Source organism: Fluviispira multicolorata (assembly GCF_009208585.1).
Classification (GTDB): Bacteria; Bdellovibrionota_B; Oligoflexia; order Silvanigrellales; family Silvanigrellaceae; genus Silvanigrella; species Silvanigrella multicolorata.
Genome location: NZ_WFLN01000005.1, coordinates 227,299 through 244,007 on the forward strand (window position 1 = coordinate 227,299; position 16,709 = coordinate 244,007).

General features: G+C 33.3%; 13 protein-coding genes. 8 read left to right on the top strand and 5 right to left on the bottom strand.

What is annotated here, in order from left to right; genetic code table 11:
• Positions 1-45: 45 nt before the first annotated feature.
• Positions 46-1,344: a hypothetical protein gene (locus GCL57_RS04570; RefSeq protein ID WP_152212099.1), complete on the top strand. Its 1,299-nt coding sequence runs from the start codon at positions 46-48 to the stop codon at positions 1,342-1,344.
• 84 nt (positions 1,345-1,428) lie between these two features.
• Here the strand turns inward: GCL57_RS04570 and GCL57_RS04575 are convergent, their stop codons facing one another.
• Genes GCL57_RS04575 through GCL57_RS04585 form a run of 3 tightly spaced genes read right to left on the bottom strand, consistent with a single transcriptional unit; the run spans position 1,429 to position 5,523 of the window.
• Complete coding sequence (locus tag GCL57_RS04575; RefSeq protein ID WP_152212100.1) at positions 1,429-2,487, bottom strand: SIS domain-containing protein; 1,059 nt, start codon at positions 2,485-2,487, stop codon at positions 1,429-1,431.
• 11 nt (positions 2,488-2,498) lie between these two features.
• Positions 2,499-3,551 carry a protease SohB gene (gene sohB, locus GCL57_RS04580; RefSeq protein WP_152212101.1) on the bottom strand — a complete coding sequence of 351 codons (1,053 nt, stop codon included), beginning with the start codon at positions 3,549-3,551 and terminating at the stop codon, positions 2,499-2,501.
• A 10-nt stretch (positions 3,552-3,561) separates the two neighbouring features.
• On the bottom strand, positions 3,562-5,523 hold the full coding sequence (locus tag GCL57_RS04585; RefSeq protein WP_152212102.1) for a protein-disulfide reductase DsbD family protein: 1,962 nt from the start codon (positions 5,521-5,523) through the stop codon (positions 3,562-3,564).
• Between the two features lie 106 nt (positions 5,524-5,629).
• On the opposite strand from GCL57_RS04585, the gene gpmI reads away from it, so the two are divergent.
• The 4 genes from gpmI (at position 5,630) to GCL57_RS04605 (ending at position 10,424) form a co-directional block, all read left to right on the top strand.
• Positions 5,630-7,375, top strand: coding sequence for a 2,3-bisphosphoglycerate-independent phosphoglycerate mutase (gpmI, locus tag GCL57_RS04590; protein ID WP_152212103.1), 1,746 nt, complete (start codon positions 5,630-5,632; stop codon positions 7,373-7,375).
• Positions 7,376-7,464: 89 nt separating this feature from the next.
• Positions 7,465-8,319, top strand: coding sequence for a MazG family protein (locus tag GCL57_RS04595; protein ID WP_246164806.1), 855 nt, complete (start codon positions 7,465-7,467; stop codon positions 8,317-8,319).
• Between the two features lie 77 nt (positions 8,320-8,396).
• Complete coding sequence (locus GCL57_RS04600; RefSeq protein ID WP_152212105.1) at positions 8,397-9,383, top strand: SseB family protein; 987 nt, start codon at positions 8,397-8,399, stop codon at positions 9,381-9,383.
• A gap of 27 nt (positions 9,384-9,410) precedes the next feature.
• Positions 9,411-10,424, top strand: a complete 1,014-nt coding sequence (locus tag GCL57_RS04605; RefSeq protein WP_152212106.1) for an SIS domain-containing protein — start codon at positions 9,411-9,413, stop codon at positions 10,422-10,424.
• Positions 10,425-10,427: 3 nt separating this feature from the next.
• On the opposite strand, the gene GCL57_RS04610 is transcribed toward GCL57_RS04605, so the two are convergent.
• Together GCL57_RS04610 and GCL57_RS04615 are read right to left on the bottom strand one after the other, a co-directional pair.
• Positions 10,428-11,390: a hypothetical protein gene (locus GCL57_RS04610; protein ID WP_152212107.1), complete on the bottom strand. Its 963-nt coding sequence runs from the start codon at positions 11,388-11,390 to the stop codon at positions 10,428-10,430.
• The gene (locus GCL57_RS04615; protein WP_152212108.1) at positions 11,383-11,850 is read right to left on the bottom strand and encodes a hypothetical protein; all 468 of its coding nucleotides are present in this window, start codon (positions 11,848-11,850) and stop codon (positions 11,383-11,385) included. Before GCL57_RS04615 ends, GCL57_RS04610 begins: the two co-directional genes overlap by 8 nt.
• 104 nt (positions 11,851-11,954) lie before the next feature.
• Here GCL57_RS04615 and GCL57_RS04620 point away from each other — a divergent pair, with 104 nt between their 5' ends.
• The 3 genes from GCL57_RS04620 to glsA all read left to right on the top strand — a co-directional run bounded on the left by GCL57_RS04620 (position 11,955) and on the right by glsA (position 16,661).
• Positions 11,955-14,267: a RelA/SpoT family protein gene (locus GCL57_RS04620; protein WP_152212109.1), complete on the top strand. Its 2,313-nt coding sequence runs from the start codon at positions 11,955-11,957 to the stop codon at positions 14,265-14,267.
• Positions 14,264-15,439: an MFS transporter gene (locus tag GCL57_RS04625; protein WP_152212110.1), complete on the top strand. Its 1,176-nt coding sequence runs from the start codon at positions 14,264-14,266 to the stop codon at positions 15,437-15,439. The genes GCL57_RS04620 and GCL57_RS04625 overlap by 4 nt, the downstream gene beginning before the upstream one ends.
• Before the next feature lie 175 nt (positions 15,440-15,614).
• Positions 15,615-16,661, top strand: coding sequence for a glutaminase A (gene glsA, locus GCL57_RS04630; RefSeq protein ID WP_161597596.1), 1,047 nt, complete (start codon positions 15,615-15,617; stop codon positions 16,659-16,661).
• Positions 16,662-16,709 lie beyond the last annotated feature (48 nt).

Below are 16,709 nucleotides of genomic sequence, written 5' to 3' on the forward strand. Positions count from 1 at the left end.
GAAGTGGTGATTTGTTTTTTAGTGTTACCTTATTGGAGGATTTACATGAAAAGCTTTCTCAAAACGATTTCGCTTGTTTCTCTTCTTTCGGTTCCAGTTCTTGCATTTGGGCAAAGTCCTACAGATATGTCGAATTTTTCGTTTCGTTTAAAGTTACAAACACGTTACGATTTCTATGATACCTTCCGTAAAAATCAAATGGATATTTTTACGACGACTGCTCGTACTGGACTAAATTATAAATATAAAAATGTTTATGGAGTGATCGAATTTCAAGGGGGCTCTGCTACAGATGCTTCGAGTGCAACTGCCAGTGCTTCAACATCAAATGGACAACAAGAATTATTTATTGTGCGCAGAGCAAATGTAGGTCTTGAGTTAGTTAAATCGGATCCTGCAACACTTGCATTTATAATTGGTCGTGATCACAATGTTTCTTCTATTGTTTATGCACCTGATGGTTTTTCTAACTTAGTTGCGACAAATATTGATAATATTTCTGCTGCCAATAGCCAAGATGGTATTGCCTTAAAGTATAAAGGCAATTTTGATTTTGGAGGCGTTGATGCTCAGGTTGGTTATTATAATAACTTCCCAGTTGCAGTCCTTGCTGGTGGTAGTACAGGAACAACTTCACAAACTTCTCCCTTTGGAACAAATTCTAAAGGTGTTGGTGATGCCACTTATAATTCCCAATCAAAGTCAGGATCGCGTGCTATTGCTGCTCAAGTAGGAGCAAATGTGAAGGCTGCAGATGGGGTAGTTGAAGTACGGGCTTTGTATAGCAGTCAACCTAATGCAGTTTTAACTTCAGGAGCAAGTACTTATACCTCTACAGACACAAGTAATATTGAAGCCTCGGTTGGTTATAATTTTAAAAGCAACGAACTCAAGGGCGGTGTTTGGTTCCAGCAAGTTTCAATTGGAAAAACTCAATCCAGTACAGGTTCAATTGTGACGAACGATATTACCTATGCCAATGGAGCGACTGATGACTCCTACACTGCGACAACAATTGGCTTGGGTGTGACGGGTAATTCAAATTTATTTGGACTCAATAGTTTATTAGTAAGTGGAGATTACCTAACATATGGACTCGGTTACCTAATGGTTTCAGGCCAAAATTTTTCTAATGGCGGAGGTTCAGGAGTCACTGCGTTTTCGAATCAGAGCGTTGATGTAAATATGATTAATATTGCCGCTGGATATACGCAAGGTGTGTATTCTTTAGAGCTTGACTATATTATGTCAAACGCAGATAAAGAGATTTATGCTGGAACAGATGGCGCTCTTAATCAGAAAACGGCCAGTTTGTTTTATTTAGTAGGAACTATTGCGCTTTAATTCATTATTTAAACTCTAATAAAAAAAGGCAAGGATTATTCCTTGCCTTTTTTTATTAGAAAACTTATTTAAGTAAAAAGATAATCATACTGTGCTTGTAACCTTATTTAAATTTTCTGGTTTGTCTGGATTTCTTCCTTTGCTGAGAGCTAATTTTGCGGCAAAGGGATAAAAGGTGTTAATGAGTGAAATACAATCACACAGTGGGTGAACTGAGTTTTGGGTTGGTATGAGAATAGGATTTTTCTTTAATTTTAAATCATCTAAATTTAAGATATTTTGAGCACCAATAAGAATCATTTGCGCATTTTTTTCATCGATTTTTTCAATAAGTTTTAACATACTGCTATAAGTCGCATCTTTTTGCAGATATATAATTACGGGACAGTTTTTTTGAATCAACTCAAATGGGCCATGTAAAATTTCGGCACCGCTAAAGGCTTCGGCATGGAGTCCACAGGTTTCTTTAAGTTTCAAAGCAGATTCAAGAGCGATTGGAAATCCAAAACCTCGACCTAGTACTAAGACATTTTGTTCACCTTTTAAAATATCAATAGCTGAACTTAAAGAAACATCTTTTTTTGTATTTAATATTATAGGTAAATCATGAAGATATTGTTTTAATTCGCCATGAAAAGTCCACTCAGCAATAAATTGGATTATTCTAGAAAGTGAAGCAATGTAGCTTTTGGTGGCTGCAACAGAGTTTTCTTTTCCTGCAAGAAGAGGAATATTGTATTCACTTTCTTTTGCAAGCGGAGAATGTTCTTCATTTACAAAAGATAAGGTTACAGCGCCGTGTTTTCTTGCATATGAAAGACTTTCTATAAGATCTTCACTTTTTCCTGACTGAGAAATACTTATAATAAGACTGTTTTTATAATTTAATTTTGATTTATAAAGTGTATGAATTGAAGGAGATATAGTTGCGGTGAGAATGCCCACATGAGTTTCAAAAGCATATTTTGCGAATGCAGCTGCATGATCGGAGCTTCCGCGTGCAATTGTACCGATAAAGGGAGGAGGATCTTTTTTTAATCTTTTAACGATATCTGCAAAAATATCCAAATTTGACTTTAATTGGTTTTCTATTATGGAAGCTGATTCTTGTGTCTCTGACTCCATAAGGGTTAAATTAGTCATTCATTCTCCAGTTACATTAAAAGGGGATATTTTTGTTGGCTCTTAGAAAGATTTTTATCGATCAATAATGATATCAGTGCAGCTGCTGTTCCTGTTAGTTTATCTTTGAAAGATTCTTTTTTTGGAGTAAAAATATGAAAAATGTCATACTTCTGACTTGCTTCAAGGAGATAGTCATCGCTTGTTTTAATTTCATCAACTAAATTTAATTCCAACGCCTGTGTGCCATACCAATATTCTCCAGTCGCAACAACACTCATGTCTAAGCTTGCTCTGTATTTTTTAATATGATTTTTAAAGAGTTCATGAGTGTCTTCAAGTTGCTCTTGGAATTTTGCTTTACCTTTTTCGGTAATTTCTCCAAGTGGTGTGACGGTTCTTTTGTATTCTCCAGCGGTCATTTCGAGATAATCAATATCATTTTTACGTAACAATTTATTTAAATTTGGCAAGCTTGCAACCACTCCAATTGATCCGATAATTGCAAATGGAGCAGCTATTATTTTATCAGCTAAACATGCCATCATATATCCACCGCTGGCTGCAACTTTATCAACGCAGATTGTTAAAGGAATATTATGTTCGCGAATGCGGGCAAGTTGAGAGGAGGCTAAGCCATAGGAATGCACCATACCACCAGGGCTTTCGAGTCTAACAATGATCTCATCAATTGGTCTTGCCGCTTGTAATAGTGCCGTGACTTGTTCGCGAAAAGCTGTAACGGCGCTTGCGGCAACATCTCCGTTAAAGTCGAGAACAAAAATTCTTTTTGGTTTTTCGGTTATCGGAGATTTTTTATCTGTTTTCTTTTTTGCCTTATTCTCTTCTTTTTCTTTTTTTTCAATTGCTTTTAACTCTTCGGAAGTTAATATTTCATTTAATATTTTTTCTTTGTTTGCTTTAAAATTTTCATTTATATTTTTAATATTAATTTTAACGTTATTATTTAATTTATTCTTTTTTAAAACAATCAGAGCTATAATTGCAAAAAAAAGTAAAAATAGTCCAAGTACGCCAAGTCCACTTAAAGTTAATTGAAACCAAGAAAACAAATTATTAGACATATATCTCTTTCTATAAATGTTTATTGTTAGAAATGCGGTTTGCTGTTTCTATAATTTTTTGGGTTGAAACAATTCCTTGATATAAAACATCAGGAGTTTCGTTAAAGGATGCAGTGCTATTAAAAAATCCAAAAGCCGGTAAGCCAACAATTCCCCAGCGATTGATTAGAATTTGAAGATCAGAAGGGCTGTCGGTATAGTTTAATTGAACAGCAATAAAATGGGTATTAATTAGATCAACTAATTCTTTATTATGCCAAGTTGTTTTTTTCATTTCAAGACAAGCTGTGCACCACTCTGCCCAAACATCAAAAATAATAGGTTTTTTAGTTTTAATTGCGAGTTTTTTAGCGTCGTCAAAATTTTTAATCCAATGGATGGAAGAATCAATTTGTGTGTCCACTCTTTCAGAAGAATTATTATTTAAAATAAAACTGCTTGTAGTTGCTAAAGTCAACCATAAGGCTAAAATTGAGCAACATATTATCAAGCCAATTTTAGATAGTTTTCCAATAATATTTATTTTTATGAATAATAAACAAAAAACAAGTGAGAGCAAAATTAAAATAATAATATTTAAAAAATTTGGTTTATAAAATAAATTTTGCAGAATAGTTATATTTTGCAGAAAATTTCTTAAATAATAAATAGATAAAGCAAACATAAGTGATGCAAAAAATATTTTTGTAAAGTTTATAAGCTTAGGAAAGCGGGGAAGTTTAGAGATTTTCTGTCCAAAAATTCCTAATATTAAATAAGGAAGTCCAAATCCAACTGCAAAAAAGAACATGTAGGTAAAACCGGTGATAGGATTTTTATTTTGAGCAACTAAAACGAGGATCATGCTGAGCACGGGTCCTGTACAAGGCGCTGAAATAAATCCAGAAACAGCTCCCATAGTTCCTACTGCAATACGAGGGTATTTATCGGCAAGAGGAATTTTATGAGCAATATTTTGCAGAAAACTTAAATTAAAAAAACCAAGCATGGAAAGACCGAGGGCAAACATAATAAATGCTATAATAAAATTCACAATAGGGTTTGCAAGTTGGGAGCCAAAGATGTTTCCTGACATTCCTGCAAAAACACCTAATAATGAATAAGTCATAACCATTCCAAAGACATAAATTGCAGGCAAAGTGATGGAATGAAATTTTTTATTTTGCGATTTTTTTGTTCCAAACTGGCTTAAGACATTTAAAGTAATAGGTATCATAGGGTAAACACATGGAGTTAAATTCATTAGTAAGCCTGCTAAAAATAATGCAGGGAAAAGTATAAAGCTGCCAAAACCTAAAGCTTGTTGAATTTTTAGTGCAAGGCTATCATGCATATTTGTAATTTTATTTGAAATTTCCTGATTCTGAACGACATTTTCATTTTGATTATTGTTTGATTTTTCAGAATAATGAGTTGCTTTATTATTTTGCGGCTCAAAATAAAGATCATCTTTAATCTCTTGGGCAAATCCATTTCCACTGAGAGGTAATATGAGCTTTGTTGGGACAAGGCATATTGAACTTGAGCAAGATTGCACTTCTATTTCAATTTTATCGTTGTGCGAAAATGCTCTATAATTTTTTAATGTAAATAGAGTGCCAGATTGAAAAATTCTTTTATTTTTTTTATAAAATGGATCTTTATATTCGATGGATGGTTTATTGGGAGTATATGATATTTCATATGGAAAGCTATTTTTAGGCACAATATTAAATTTTAATTTATCTTCATATATTTTAAAGTTATTTTTTGTTTTTAATAGAATATTAATATTATTTTCAGTTAAATTATTGTCACGGTGAATTTGAAATTTTACTACATCCGTGATTTTGACTGCAGAGTTTTCAATTGATCTTTTATCTTGATAAAATGACTCATTGGTAGCATTTACTTGAAAAGTATAGAGGAAAAGATAAGTTAATATAAAATATAAAATAGGATTGAAATTTTTTTTTGAAATTTTTTTAGTCATGACTCGCCTCTATTTCTTTACTAAAATTGACCAAACGCATAAGCATGAGTAGATTAGCACAGCCCTTCGCAAATTAAAACGAAGGAAAACTTTGGAGAAGTATATTATGAGTCTTTCAAATTCTTTTAAATTAAAGCGTATTTCTAAACCACAAAATAATTTAAAAATACTCACAATTGTTATGGACGGAGTGGGCTTTACCAATCCAAACTCAAATATAACAGCTGAGCTTTCAAAAAATCAGGGCATTCTCCCTTCTGAAGCCTTTTCATTAGGAAATGCTGTAAATGCTGCTTATACTCCTCATTTAAATCAACTTATTTCAAGTTCATTGTTTCGTACCATCAAAGCGCATGGAACATCCGTTGGTTTACCAACGGACGATGATATGGGCAATAGTGAAGTGGGTCATAATGCTTTGGGTGCAGGACGTGTGTTCACTCAAGGAGCAAAACTCGTGAACACTGCAATTGAGTCAGGCGGCTTGTTTGCTGGCAATGCATGGAAATGTACAGTTGCGCGTGAAGAATTAAAAAATGGTTCTAAAGCACTGCATTTATGTGGTCTCTTTTCTGATGGAAATGTTCATAGTCATATTGATCATCTTTTTGCATTAATTATTGGAGCAAAGAAAGAAGGTATTAAGAAAGTTTGTTTGCATCTTTTATTAGATGGGCGTGATGTCGGACCTTTAACTGCAACAGAGTATATCGAAAAGCTTAATCAATTTTTAAATAAAGTAAATTCAAATGAATTTGAATGTTTGGTTGCTTCGGGGGGAGGACGTACATTTGTAACTATGGATCGTTATGAAAGCGATTGGAGCATTGTAGAACGCGGATATAATGCTCATGTATTGGGTGATGCACGTTATTTTACTTCCTTACTTGAAGCGGTTGAAGTTCTACGTTCAGAAAAAAATTATTACGATCAAGACTTGCCTCCTTTTGTTTTAGTAAAAGATGGAGTTCCATTAGGTGTTGTTGAAGATAATGATAGTTTTATCTTTTTTAATTTTAGGGGCGATCGAGCAATAGAAATCACCCGTGCATTAACAGAAGATAATTTTACACCCTTTCAAAGAAAAAGATTTCCAAAAGTCCATTATGCTGGAATGATGCAATATGATGGAGATCTCAAACTACCTGAAATATTTTTAGTCCAACCTCCGGCAATTGATCAAACAATGACAGAGTTATTAAGTTCAGCGGGAGTAAAGCAGTTTGCTTGCAGTGAAACACAAAAATATGGGCATGTTACTTATTTTTGGAATGGCAATCGCAGCGGAAAATTTGATCCAAGTCTAGAGAATTATATTGAAATCACATCGGATCTTTTTCCATTTCAAGAAAGACCTTGGATGAAGTCTGCAGAAATTGCTGATGTAACAATTAAACAAATGTATGAAAACTCATTTGAAATTGGGCGTATTAATTTTGCCAATGGTGATATGGTCGGTCATTCTGGTGATTTCGCAGCAGCAGTGCTTTCAGTGGCAGCAGTTGACTTAGCATTGGGTCGAATTATGAAGGCAGCTAAAGAAACAAATACAATATTAATAGTTACAGCAGATCATGGCAATGCAGATGAGATGTTTGAACTCGATAAGAAAACTAAAAAAGTAGTTAAAGATAAAAATGGTGTAGCAAAAGTGAAAACAAGTCATACACTTTCGCCTGTGCCTTTTGCAATATTTAACGAAGAGGCTCTTGAAAAAAATATTAAACTTAAAGATAATTTTGCAAATGCAGGGCTTTCAAATATTGCAGCAACCGTGTTAGAACTTGCAGGATTCGAAGCCCCCCATTTTTACGACCCTTCATTGATTTCATTTTCAGAAAAAAAAAACTAAAAGCTCCTCAATCTGAAAATTTTTATAATAAAGAAAATTTAGCAGAGCGCTACGCTTTAGCTCGTTCCGCTTTAAATTTTGCAGATACTATTGCAAAGTTAAGATCAGAAGAGGGTTGTCCATGGGATAAAGAGCAAACTTTTTCTTCATTAAGAACCTATATGATAGAAGAAGCTTATGAAGCTGTTGCCTCATCACAAAATATTTTAGAAAAAAGTCAAATAAATAGTGCTAAAGATTTAAATCATTTTTGTTCAGAATTGGGTGATGTTCTTTTGCAAATTTTTTTAAATTCTCAAATTGCTCATGAAAATAATTATTTTAATATTAAAGATGTATTTGAAAATATCAATCATAAAATGATATCGAGACATCCACATGTCTTTCAAAAAGGAAATTATAATGTTGAAAATTCAAATGATGTAGTAACACTTTGGGAGAAAATAAAAGAATCAGAAAAAGAAAAAAATGGAGATATTAAATATCCTAAAAAAGTATCACTTTTAAAAAAAGCGATTAAGAAAAATTCTTTACCGACATTAAATTTTGGGACTGAAATATCAAAAAGTGCTTGGAAATTAGGTTTTAGTTGGCAAACAATAAATGAGATATTTCAAGATGTCATTTTAGAAGTTAAAGAACTTGAGGATGAATTAGTTCATAATGAATTCCAATTAGAAAAAGTAATTGATGAAATAGGAGACGTGGTTTATGCTCTTTGCAATCTTGTTAACTTTATTAAAGAAACAAGAAATGAAGCCTCGTCAATTGATTTTGATTTGATTGCTAGAGCATCATTTCAAAAATTTATAAATCGATTCGATGAAATGGAAAATATTATGTTAGAGAATAAGACGCCACTTGATGAAGAATCAGCTAAAAAACTGACTCTTGATCAATGGAATGATCTCTGGAAAAAGGCAAAAAAAAGGCGTTACCGTTAAGGGGAACCCTTGCTAAATTGAGGGACTCGTAGCATGTTTATGTTTTGTTGTCTAAGACACTCTTAAAGGAATTTATTATGGTATTAAAAAATCTGTTTGGAAAAAAAGATCAAACACAAAAATCAGCTCAATCCAATGTAAATCCAACTGAAAATAACGACGAAGTGTCTTCACCACAACCTTCGCAACCTGCTGAACCTCAGCCTGCTGTGCATCTTGAAGGAGCAATGCTTGAAAATGCACGTAATGATTCTCCTGAAACGAGAGCAAAAGTTTATCAAGAATTACTATTTTCAGATCTTTTATTAGCGCTTGCGGATACGAACTCTAATGAAACTTCTGAACAAACTACTGCAGATGGGAAGCCTGAAGTCAATGTTGCAATTCTTTCCAATGCGCAAGGTATTCAATTTGCAGCCGCATTTACAAGTGCAATTGCTGCAAGGCGTTGGCGTGTGGATGGAGGACAGTATGTTTCCATTCGTGGACAAGATGTTTTTAAACTTCTTGAACCCAGTCCGGCAGAAGTGATTGTCATAAATCCAGGCAGCGCACCTTTTGCTGTTTTAAATAAGGTTGATTATAGACAACTTGCAATGGGGATTGTTCCGCAATCGCAAAGAAGTCCAGTACAAGTTAATGTGAGTCCTGAACAAGAGACTCAACAGCAGCAGCAAGATGGAATGCAACTTGCGTTCCCTCAAGATGTCTTTAGCGATGAACAAAAACAACACACTTTTCATATCCTTTCTTCCATTGAAAAAGTAGAGGCAGCAGCCTTAGGCGCTATTCTTCCTCCAAATGCTCCTCAGGACTCAGGTTGGGTAAGAACTGTATTTTTAAGAATTTCTGGAGTTGAAGAAAATCAAGAAGCTGTGCAAAACTTTTGTTTAAAAATTCGTGATTCTATGCGCAATAATAATGAATTGTTTCAAGAAACACAGTTTGAAGTGGGTGTCATGCCCGATCCTAATTTCTGGATGGCTATGCATCAAAATAATTTTATTTTACTCGATAAAAATCCGCCTGAAATGCCTCCAAAAGAAGAATCCGCTCTTATTTAATTATGAGACAAAATAAGGTTTAAATTTATGCATAATGTTATTATTGAAAATGCCATGAAAAGGGCGGAACATATTTCGAGCGCTATTCATTGGTATGCACAATCGCTTAATGAAAATGAGACTTATAATAAAAATTTTATGCAGCTTGTAAATGAACTTGTTCAATGTGCAACAGTTGAAAAAGCAAATAAACAGGTATTCTTCATTGCTGTTGGTAAATCAGCGTTGGTTGCTCAGTTAGCTGTCTCTATGCTCGTGAGCGTAGGAGTTTTAGCTCGTTTTGTGCATCCGACCGAAGCTTTGCATGGAGATTTAGGAGTTGTAGGAAAAAAAGACACAGTCGTTCTTATTTCTAATAATGGTAGAAGTGCTGAGTTATTACAGCTTTTACCTGGGCTTGATGATAGAAATGTAAGCACATATGCTCTAACTTCAAAAGAAGATTCACCCTTAGCAAAGCTCACTCAATATCTTCTTCCTATTCCTTCTGTTGAAGAGTTTTGTCCATTATCGCAAGCACCAATTACAAGTACTGTGACTTCATTGGCCTTGTGTCAACTGTTAGTGGCGGCAACAGTGGAAATGCGTAATTATCCTATTGATGATTATGCCCGAAATCACCCAGGTGGTGCGATTGGCAAGAGAATCTTTTTAAAGGCTGATTCTCTTATGATTCAAGGTGATGAGCTGCCAATTGTAACAGAAAATGATTCCTTCCAAGCTGTTATTTCAACTTTTACAAAGTTCTCAAAAGCAGCAGTGCTTGTTTTAGAAAAGGGAAAGTTTTTAGGACTTATTTCTGAGAAAGATTTGCGAAAAGCTATGGAAAACTTTGGGCCTAAAGTTTTTGAATTAACAGCAAATGATATTATGAATAAGAACCCTACTTCTGTCCGTCCTGGATTATTAGCACTTGAAGTTTTCCAACTTATGAATTCTAAAAATCCACCATTTAATTTGTTACCTGTGATTGACAGTGATGGAAATGGAATAGGAATTGTTAGGTTTCTCGACTTTGTAAGTGCAGGTGTTACTTTATAATTTTTATCTATGTTTTAATGCGAGTTTATCTAATGTTCCCACTGCGATAGCTCGCATTTTTATGCTCTCATGATAATTTGAAATCCAGATAATTTCACGTTTAATATCACCTCCTCCAATTTTTTCCATCAATTGAAATAAACGAAACTGCGCCCAAACTGGTTCCTTGCGAAAACTTCTAATCCATGCTCCAATATTATTCTTAGCAATTTTGGCTATTTCATCTCCAAAAATTTCTTTATAAGATGGAGTTGATGCTGCATATATTATATTTAAATTAGCTAATTCATCCTCATTTAGTTTATTTTTTCTTTTGACATTTTCAATTAAATATCTGTTCATTAAAATAGGAGTCCAAATCCGTATCTGATCTGGATTTTTAAGTTCGATATTTTCATTTTTTATTTTTCCATATTCTGAACTTTCAACTAAGGAAGCTTTGTCTATTTCACGAATGGCTTTGCCAACTTTAAAAGCCCAGTTACTTAAAGATTGCATATAAGCTTTATCATCAGATTCTTTAAGAATATCTATCCAACTACTTAAAAATCCTTTGTCAATTTCAGTTTCAATCACTTTATATGCTTCGGGAATTTTTGCCATTAAAGCAAGTGATAAAAACCCTTGTTCCCCTAATTGTGGTTCGTAGTCTTTTAAAGACAGCATATTTGTTACGTATTCTCGTAATGCACTTTCGCATCCTTTAATTTTTTTTTGAACCAAATCTTTTGCAAATTGAGCTCTTACCTTGTCATCAAGAAGAACTTCATTTTTTATTTTCTCAATAAATTCCTTCTGGTACTTTATGTTTTTATTTGTTTCGTATTCATTACATAATTTTGTGACTTTTTGCTCAGGAGTAATTTGCTCTTTAATAGGAATATCTTGCTTAATCTTTTCAACTGATTTTGCTCTCGCTTGAAAAAATACTAAAATTAACACGATAAAAGTTATTTTATTAAACATTTATATTCTCCACTAGCCAATTAAATTTACTATTTTCAGTGTTTTCTTTGTATGATATATGTATCTTTTTTAATTTATTTTGCGAAGTAATTGATTTTATAAATTCATTTGCACTTAAAATCTGATGATTATATTCAAAGAAAATTTCTTGGCCTAATGATTTTGGATTAATTAATGAACTTAAAGAAAGTAACAAAGTGTGTGACTCTTTTTTTGTATTAAAGCTATTGATATCGATGGAGAATTTGATTTTAAAGGAATGAAATAATTCTTGTTCTAATGTTCTAATTGCTCTAATAAATAAACTTCTATTTTGAGTTATATTTATATTTTGAAGGCATAAAGAGGGAATTAAATTTTCTCTTAATGATTGATATCTGTTGTGTAGAATAAACCAAGCGACACCAGCCCAAACAGCAAATATTGCAAATATAAAATGAAAAATAAAATTTGCTATCAAAAAATTCTCCTTTTCTTTACAAAAAGCTTGTCTTTGTGCAAAATCTATTATGCAAATTGTTGCATATTCCAAGCATTTTATTGCACTAAGGGAGTTTTTTCTGCATGGGATCTGAAAATACTAAGACACCACCAAATCAACCTGAAGCACCTGATTCAGAATCATTGAGAACTCCCAATGAAGATATAGAGAAAATAGCACATGATGCCTACCTTTCTCTCAAAGAAAAATGCATGTCCTATTTAGCTCCTGCTTCAGAGCCAATTCTTTTTAAAGCATTTAAATTTGCTCATAATTTACATGCTGGCCAAAGAAGAAAAAGTGGTGAACCCTATATCATTCATCCTCTCGCTGTAGCAGAAATACTCGCGGAATTTAAAATTGATGAAACCTCATTGGTTGCTGCAATTTTACATGATGTTGTTGAAGACACTCATGTCTCGGTAGAAGAAGTTTCTCATGAATTTGGCGAAGCTGTTGCAACTTTAGTTGAAGGTTTGACGAAATTAGCAAAAGTTCAATTTCGCTCCTCTCAAGAAAAGATGGCTGAAAATTTTAGAAAAATGATTGTTGCAATGTCTCGTGACATTCGCGTCATTATAGTAAAATTGGCAGATAGAACACATAATATGAGAACTCTTCGGGCGTTGAGTCTTGAAAAAAGACAGAGAATTGCTGAAGAAACTCTTGAAATTTATGCACCTTTGGCGGGTCGCCTCGGTATGTATAAAATAAAAGCAGAACTCGAAGATCTTTGTTTAAGAGAACTCAAGCCATCAGTTTATTATAGCTTAATCGCTCGAGTGGCGCAAAAGAAAACCGAAAGAGACAAAATCATAGACACAGCTCGTGAGCATTTGGCTTTAAAACTTTCTGAAGCAGGAATTCATGCAAAAGTTTATGGGAGAGCAAAACATTTTTACTCTATTTATAGAAAAATGTCTGATAAGCAAATGGAGTTTGAAGATATTTATGACCTCTTTGCTTTAAGAGTTATCGTTGATTCCCCTAATGAATGTTACGAAACCTTAGGGATTATTCATAATATTTATCGACCTGTTCCAGGGCGTTTTAAAGATTTTATTGCAATGCCTAAAGCAAACTTATATCAGAGTTTGCATACAACAATAGTTTCTGCCAAAGGTGAATTGCTCGAAGTACAAATTCGAACTGCTCAAATGCACAATATTGCTGAAAACGGAATTGCTGCACATTGGGCTTATAAAGAACGCAGAAAAGACACTGGAGAAAATAATTTAAACCCCGTAGATTTCGAAAAATTTAAATGGTTAAAGCAGATTGTACGTCATCAAAAAGAACTTTCTGATCCAGATGAATTTCTTGAGGCTGTAAAAGTCGATCTCTTTGATGAAGAAGTTTATGTTTTTTCTCCGAAAGGAGATGTGTTTGAATTGAGGAAAGGATCAACCTGTCTTGATTTTGCTTTTGCAATTCATACAGATTTAGGTCTAAGAACTACGGGCGCAAAAATTAACGGACGTATTGCAACATTGCGAACTCGCTTGCACAGTGGCGACGTAATTGAGCTGCTTGTTGGAAATAAAATACGTGCTACAAAAGACTGGTTAAATTTTACAAATACCACAAAAGCTCGCAATAAAATACGTGCATGGTTGCGCAGTGAAGAACGTACACATGCTAAACAACTTGGGCAAGAAATCCTTGAAGAAGAACTTACAAAAGCTGGATCAAGTTTTGAAAAATTACAAAAAATGGGAGTTTTTCAAGACATTAATAAATATTTTAGTGTTGGTGGATTTGAAGATCTCATCTTACAAATAGGTTATGGAAAACTCGATGCAAAAACAGTTGCGCAAAAACTATTTCATGCTCTTCCAGTAACCAAGAGTGAGGCTTTGACAGAACCAAGTAAAACAATTCAACAAGAGCTATTAGAAGTACAAACGGCACAAGAAACTCTTAAGATAAGACAAAGTAAGAAAAAAACTGACAGTGAAGATGCTGTTCGTGTGCAAGGAATGACTGGTATCATAGTGAGAATGGCACGCTGCTGTGAACCGCTTCCAGGGCAACCTATTGTTGGATTTGTTTCGCGAAGTCGAGGTGTTACAGTTCATGCAGCCAATTGTTCTTGGGCTTTATCAAATGATCCTGCCCGTCGGGTGGATTGTACTTGGAATGTTGTAACTGCAGGTGCACACAATGTACGTGTTCGTATCACAGCTCATGACAAACCAGGAATTTTAGCTGCAATCACTAAGGTTGTTTCCTCATCACAGATAAATATTGGAGGGATGGAATGTTTTACGAATCCACAAAAAAGAGCTATAATTTTATTAAAACTTGAGCTTGCTGATATTCATCAACTTAAAGATATTCATCAAAAAATAGAAGCTGTGGACGGAATAATTCACGTGGAAAGAACTATGGGATGATAAAATATAATTATTCTCCGATTTTTTTGCTGATGCTTGCAGAAGCATTGGAGAGGTTTGCTTATTTTTTTGTATCCTTTATTTTCATTATTTATATGATGACTCCACTTTCCAGTGGAGGGCTTGGAATTTCACAAGAAATTTCATATAAAACAGCAGGAATATTCTCAATTTCTCTTCTTATTTTACCCCTTATTTTATCACCTATTGTGGATCGAAAAATCGGAATGCAAAGGGCGACATCTTACGGGGGGGCACTTTTATTCTTCGGTTATATTTTTGCTTTTCTTTCATTTTATATAAATACAAATATTATTTATTTTTCATTTGCATTGTGTGCCTTGGGATCATCGCTTGTTAAACCTTCTATGAGTGCACTTGTCTCTCGAGTTATACCAAATAATTTCTTTCTTTTAGATATTCTTTATATTATTTTTATTGTTGTTGTGAATATTTCATCTATCTCATCGGCATACATAGCTTCTTTTTTTGTAATGAAGTTTTCAACTTCCTTATATAATAACTTTCTATTTTCTGCCTTCTTATTGCTAGTTTATTTTATAGTTATTGGAGTTTTTCATAAGAAAATTTCTCTCCAAACAGAAGAAAAAAAACTTGTTCAGAAAAGCAAATTTTTATATTTTTCTTGTTTTTTATTATGTTTTCTTATAGGAATTTCTGTTACTTTATCCTCGAAAATATTTCCAGCTCCTTCTTCTGCATTGTTTTGGAGCATTGTTTTTATAGGGATATTTTTATTCACATTTTTTCTCTATAAAATAAGAAAAAATAAGAATAAATATGTTTATTCTTATTTGATAATTTTATTTTTGATTTTCTTTTTTATTGCTAATTTATTTGTTAGAAAGTTTGGAATAGTTTCGCCAATTATACCGAGTTTATATTATTCATTTGATATGCTTTTTAATTTTGTTGCCTTCCCTGTTGCTCTTTCTATAATAGCAAGAGTGTCTCATAAAAAATATTTAGTTACATCTCAGGCATTCTTATTATTCCTTTTTGCCTATGGCTCTATCCTAATGAAAAATAATTTGAGTCATGCTCTATTTATTGAAGATTCAAAATTTGTTTTTCTTGCTGTAATTATACTTTCAACCGTAACTCTTTTATTTATTCTCTGTTCTCAATTTTTGTCAAAATTAAATAAATAGCTTCTTATAAATACATTCTTTTGTAGAATAATTGACAGAATGAACATTTTTGTGACGCCATCGTTTGATTAAATCCCATAAACTAATTCTATACTTCGCTCTTTTTTTATCACTCATAACATTTATTTTCTGATTGATAAAATGAATGTTTAATAGCTTATTTTGGGAGAAATCAATGGGTTATAAAGTATTTATAGGTAGCTTTCACATCCCTTTTTCAATAGTAAGTCTTTTAATTGGGGTAATGAGTTTAAATGCTATAGCTAAAACACAGTTTTCTGCCAAAGAGGCTATAAGTAAAGTATATAAAGAAGTATTAAGTGAAGATAAGAAAATGAGTGAACAAGAGAGAGGAAAAGTAGCTGATTATATCCCTGAATTGGCCGCAGCAAATCCAGAATATTTTGGAATTTCAATAGCTACATCAAATGGAAGTGTGGTTAGCGTTGGTGATTCAGAAATACCTTTTTCCATTCAATCTATTTCTAAACCGTTTATTTATGGGTTGGCTTTAAAAGATCATAATGATGATAAAGGATTTTCTGTAAATAATAGAGTGGGTCTTAATGCAACTGGGCACGCATTTAATTCGATTTTATCAATAACTGAAAAAGAAGATCATAGGCAAAATCCCATGGTAAATGCGGGAGCGATTCAAGTTACAAGTTACGTTAAAAAAGGTTCTGAAAATAATAAATGGACGCATGCCTTAAATTTCATCAATAGCTTAACCGATGGAAAGACCTTTCTAGGTGAAAAAGTTTATCGTTCAGAGGCTGCAACTAATCAAAATAATCAAAAAATTGCTAATTTATTATTTGATTATAAAATGATTGATGACAATCCAATGGATGCATTAGATAGATACACAAAAGCATGTTCAATAATGATAACTTCAAAGCAATTGGCATTGATGGGCGCGACACTTGCAAATGGAGGAATAAATCCTCTTACTAAAAAAAGAGTTTTGAGTGCTAATCAAGTTAGAGATGTGCTTTCTCAAATGGTTGTGAGTGGTCTCTATGAAAACAGTGGAGCATGGTGGACTGAAGTGGGTTTGCCCACTAAGAGCGGTGTAGCTGGAGGTCTATTAGCTGTTTTTCCACACAAGTATGCAATAGCTGTGTTTTCTCCTCGCTTGGATAAAGCTGGAAATACTGTGCGTGGACAAGCAGTCATTAAAAAGATTTCTCAAATGTATAATCTTCATATGTTGCATTGAGTATATATAAATATATATTTTATTTTAAATAGAAAAATTTATTTTATG

Bases quoted from the DNA above. Each gene is read 5' to 3' on its own strand.
- GCL57_RS04570 (WP_152212099.1), top strand. From the start codon at position 46: ATGAAAAGCTTTCTCAAAACGATTTCGCTTGTTTCTCTTCTTTCGGTT.
- GCL57_RS04575 (WP_152212100.1), bottom strand. From the start codon at position 2,487: ATGACTAATTTAACCCTTATGGAGTCAGAGACACAAGAATCAGCTTCC.
- sohB (WP_152212101.1), bottom strand. From the start codon at position 3,551: ATGTCTAATAATTTGTTTTCTTGGTTTCAATTAACTTTAAGTGGACTT.
- GCL57_RS04585 (WP_152212102.1), bottom strand. From the start codon at position 5,523: ATGACTAAAAAAATTTCAAAAAAAAATTTCAATCCTATTTTATATTTT.
- gpmI (WP_152212103.1), top strand. From the start codon at position 5,630: ATGAGTCTTTCAAATTCTTTTAAATTAAAGCGTATTTCTAAACCACAA.
- GCL57_RS04600 (WP_152212105.1), top strand. From the start codon at position 8,397: ATGGTATTAAAAAATCTGTTTGGAAAAAAAGATCAAACACAAAAATCA.
- GCL57_RS04605 (WP_152212106.1), top strand. From the start codon at position 9,411: ATGCATAATGTTATTATTGAAAATGCCATGAAAAGGGCGGAACATATT.
- GCL57_RS04610 (WP_152212107.1), bottom strand. From the start codon at position 11,390: ATGTTTAATAAAATAACTTTTATCGTGTTAATTTTAGTATTTTTTCAA.
- GCL57_RS04620 (WP_152212109.1), top strand. From the start codon at position 11,955: ATGGGATCTGAAAATACTAAGACACCACCAAATCAACCTGAAGCACCT.
- GCL57_RS04625 (WP_152212110.1), top strand. From the start codon at position 14,264: ATGATAAAATATAATTATTCTCCGATTTTTTTGCTGATGCTTGCAGAA.
- glsA (WP_161597596.1), top strand. From the start codon at position 15,615: ATGGGTTATAAAGTATTTATAGGTAGCTTTCACATCCCTTTTTCAATA.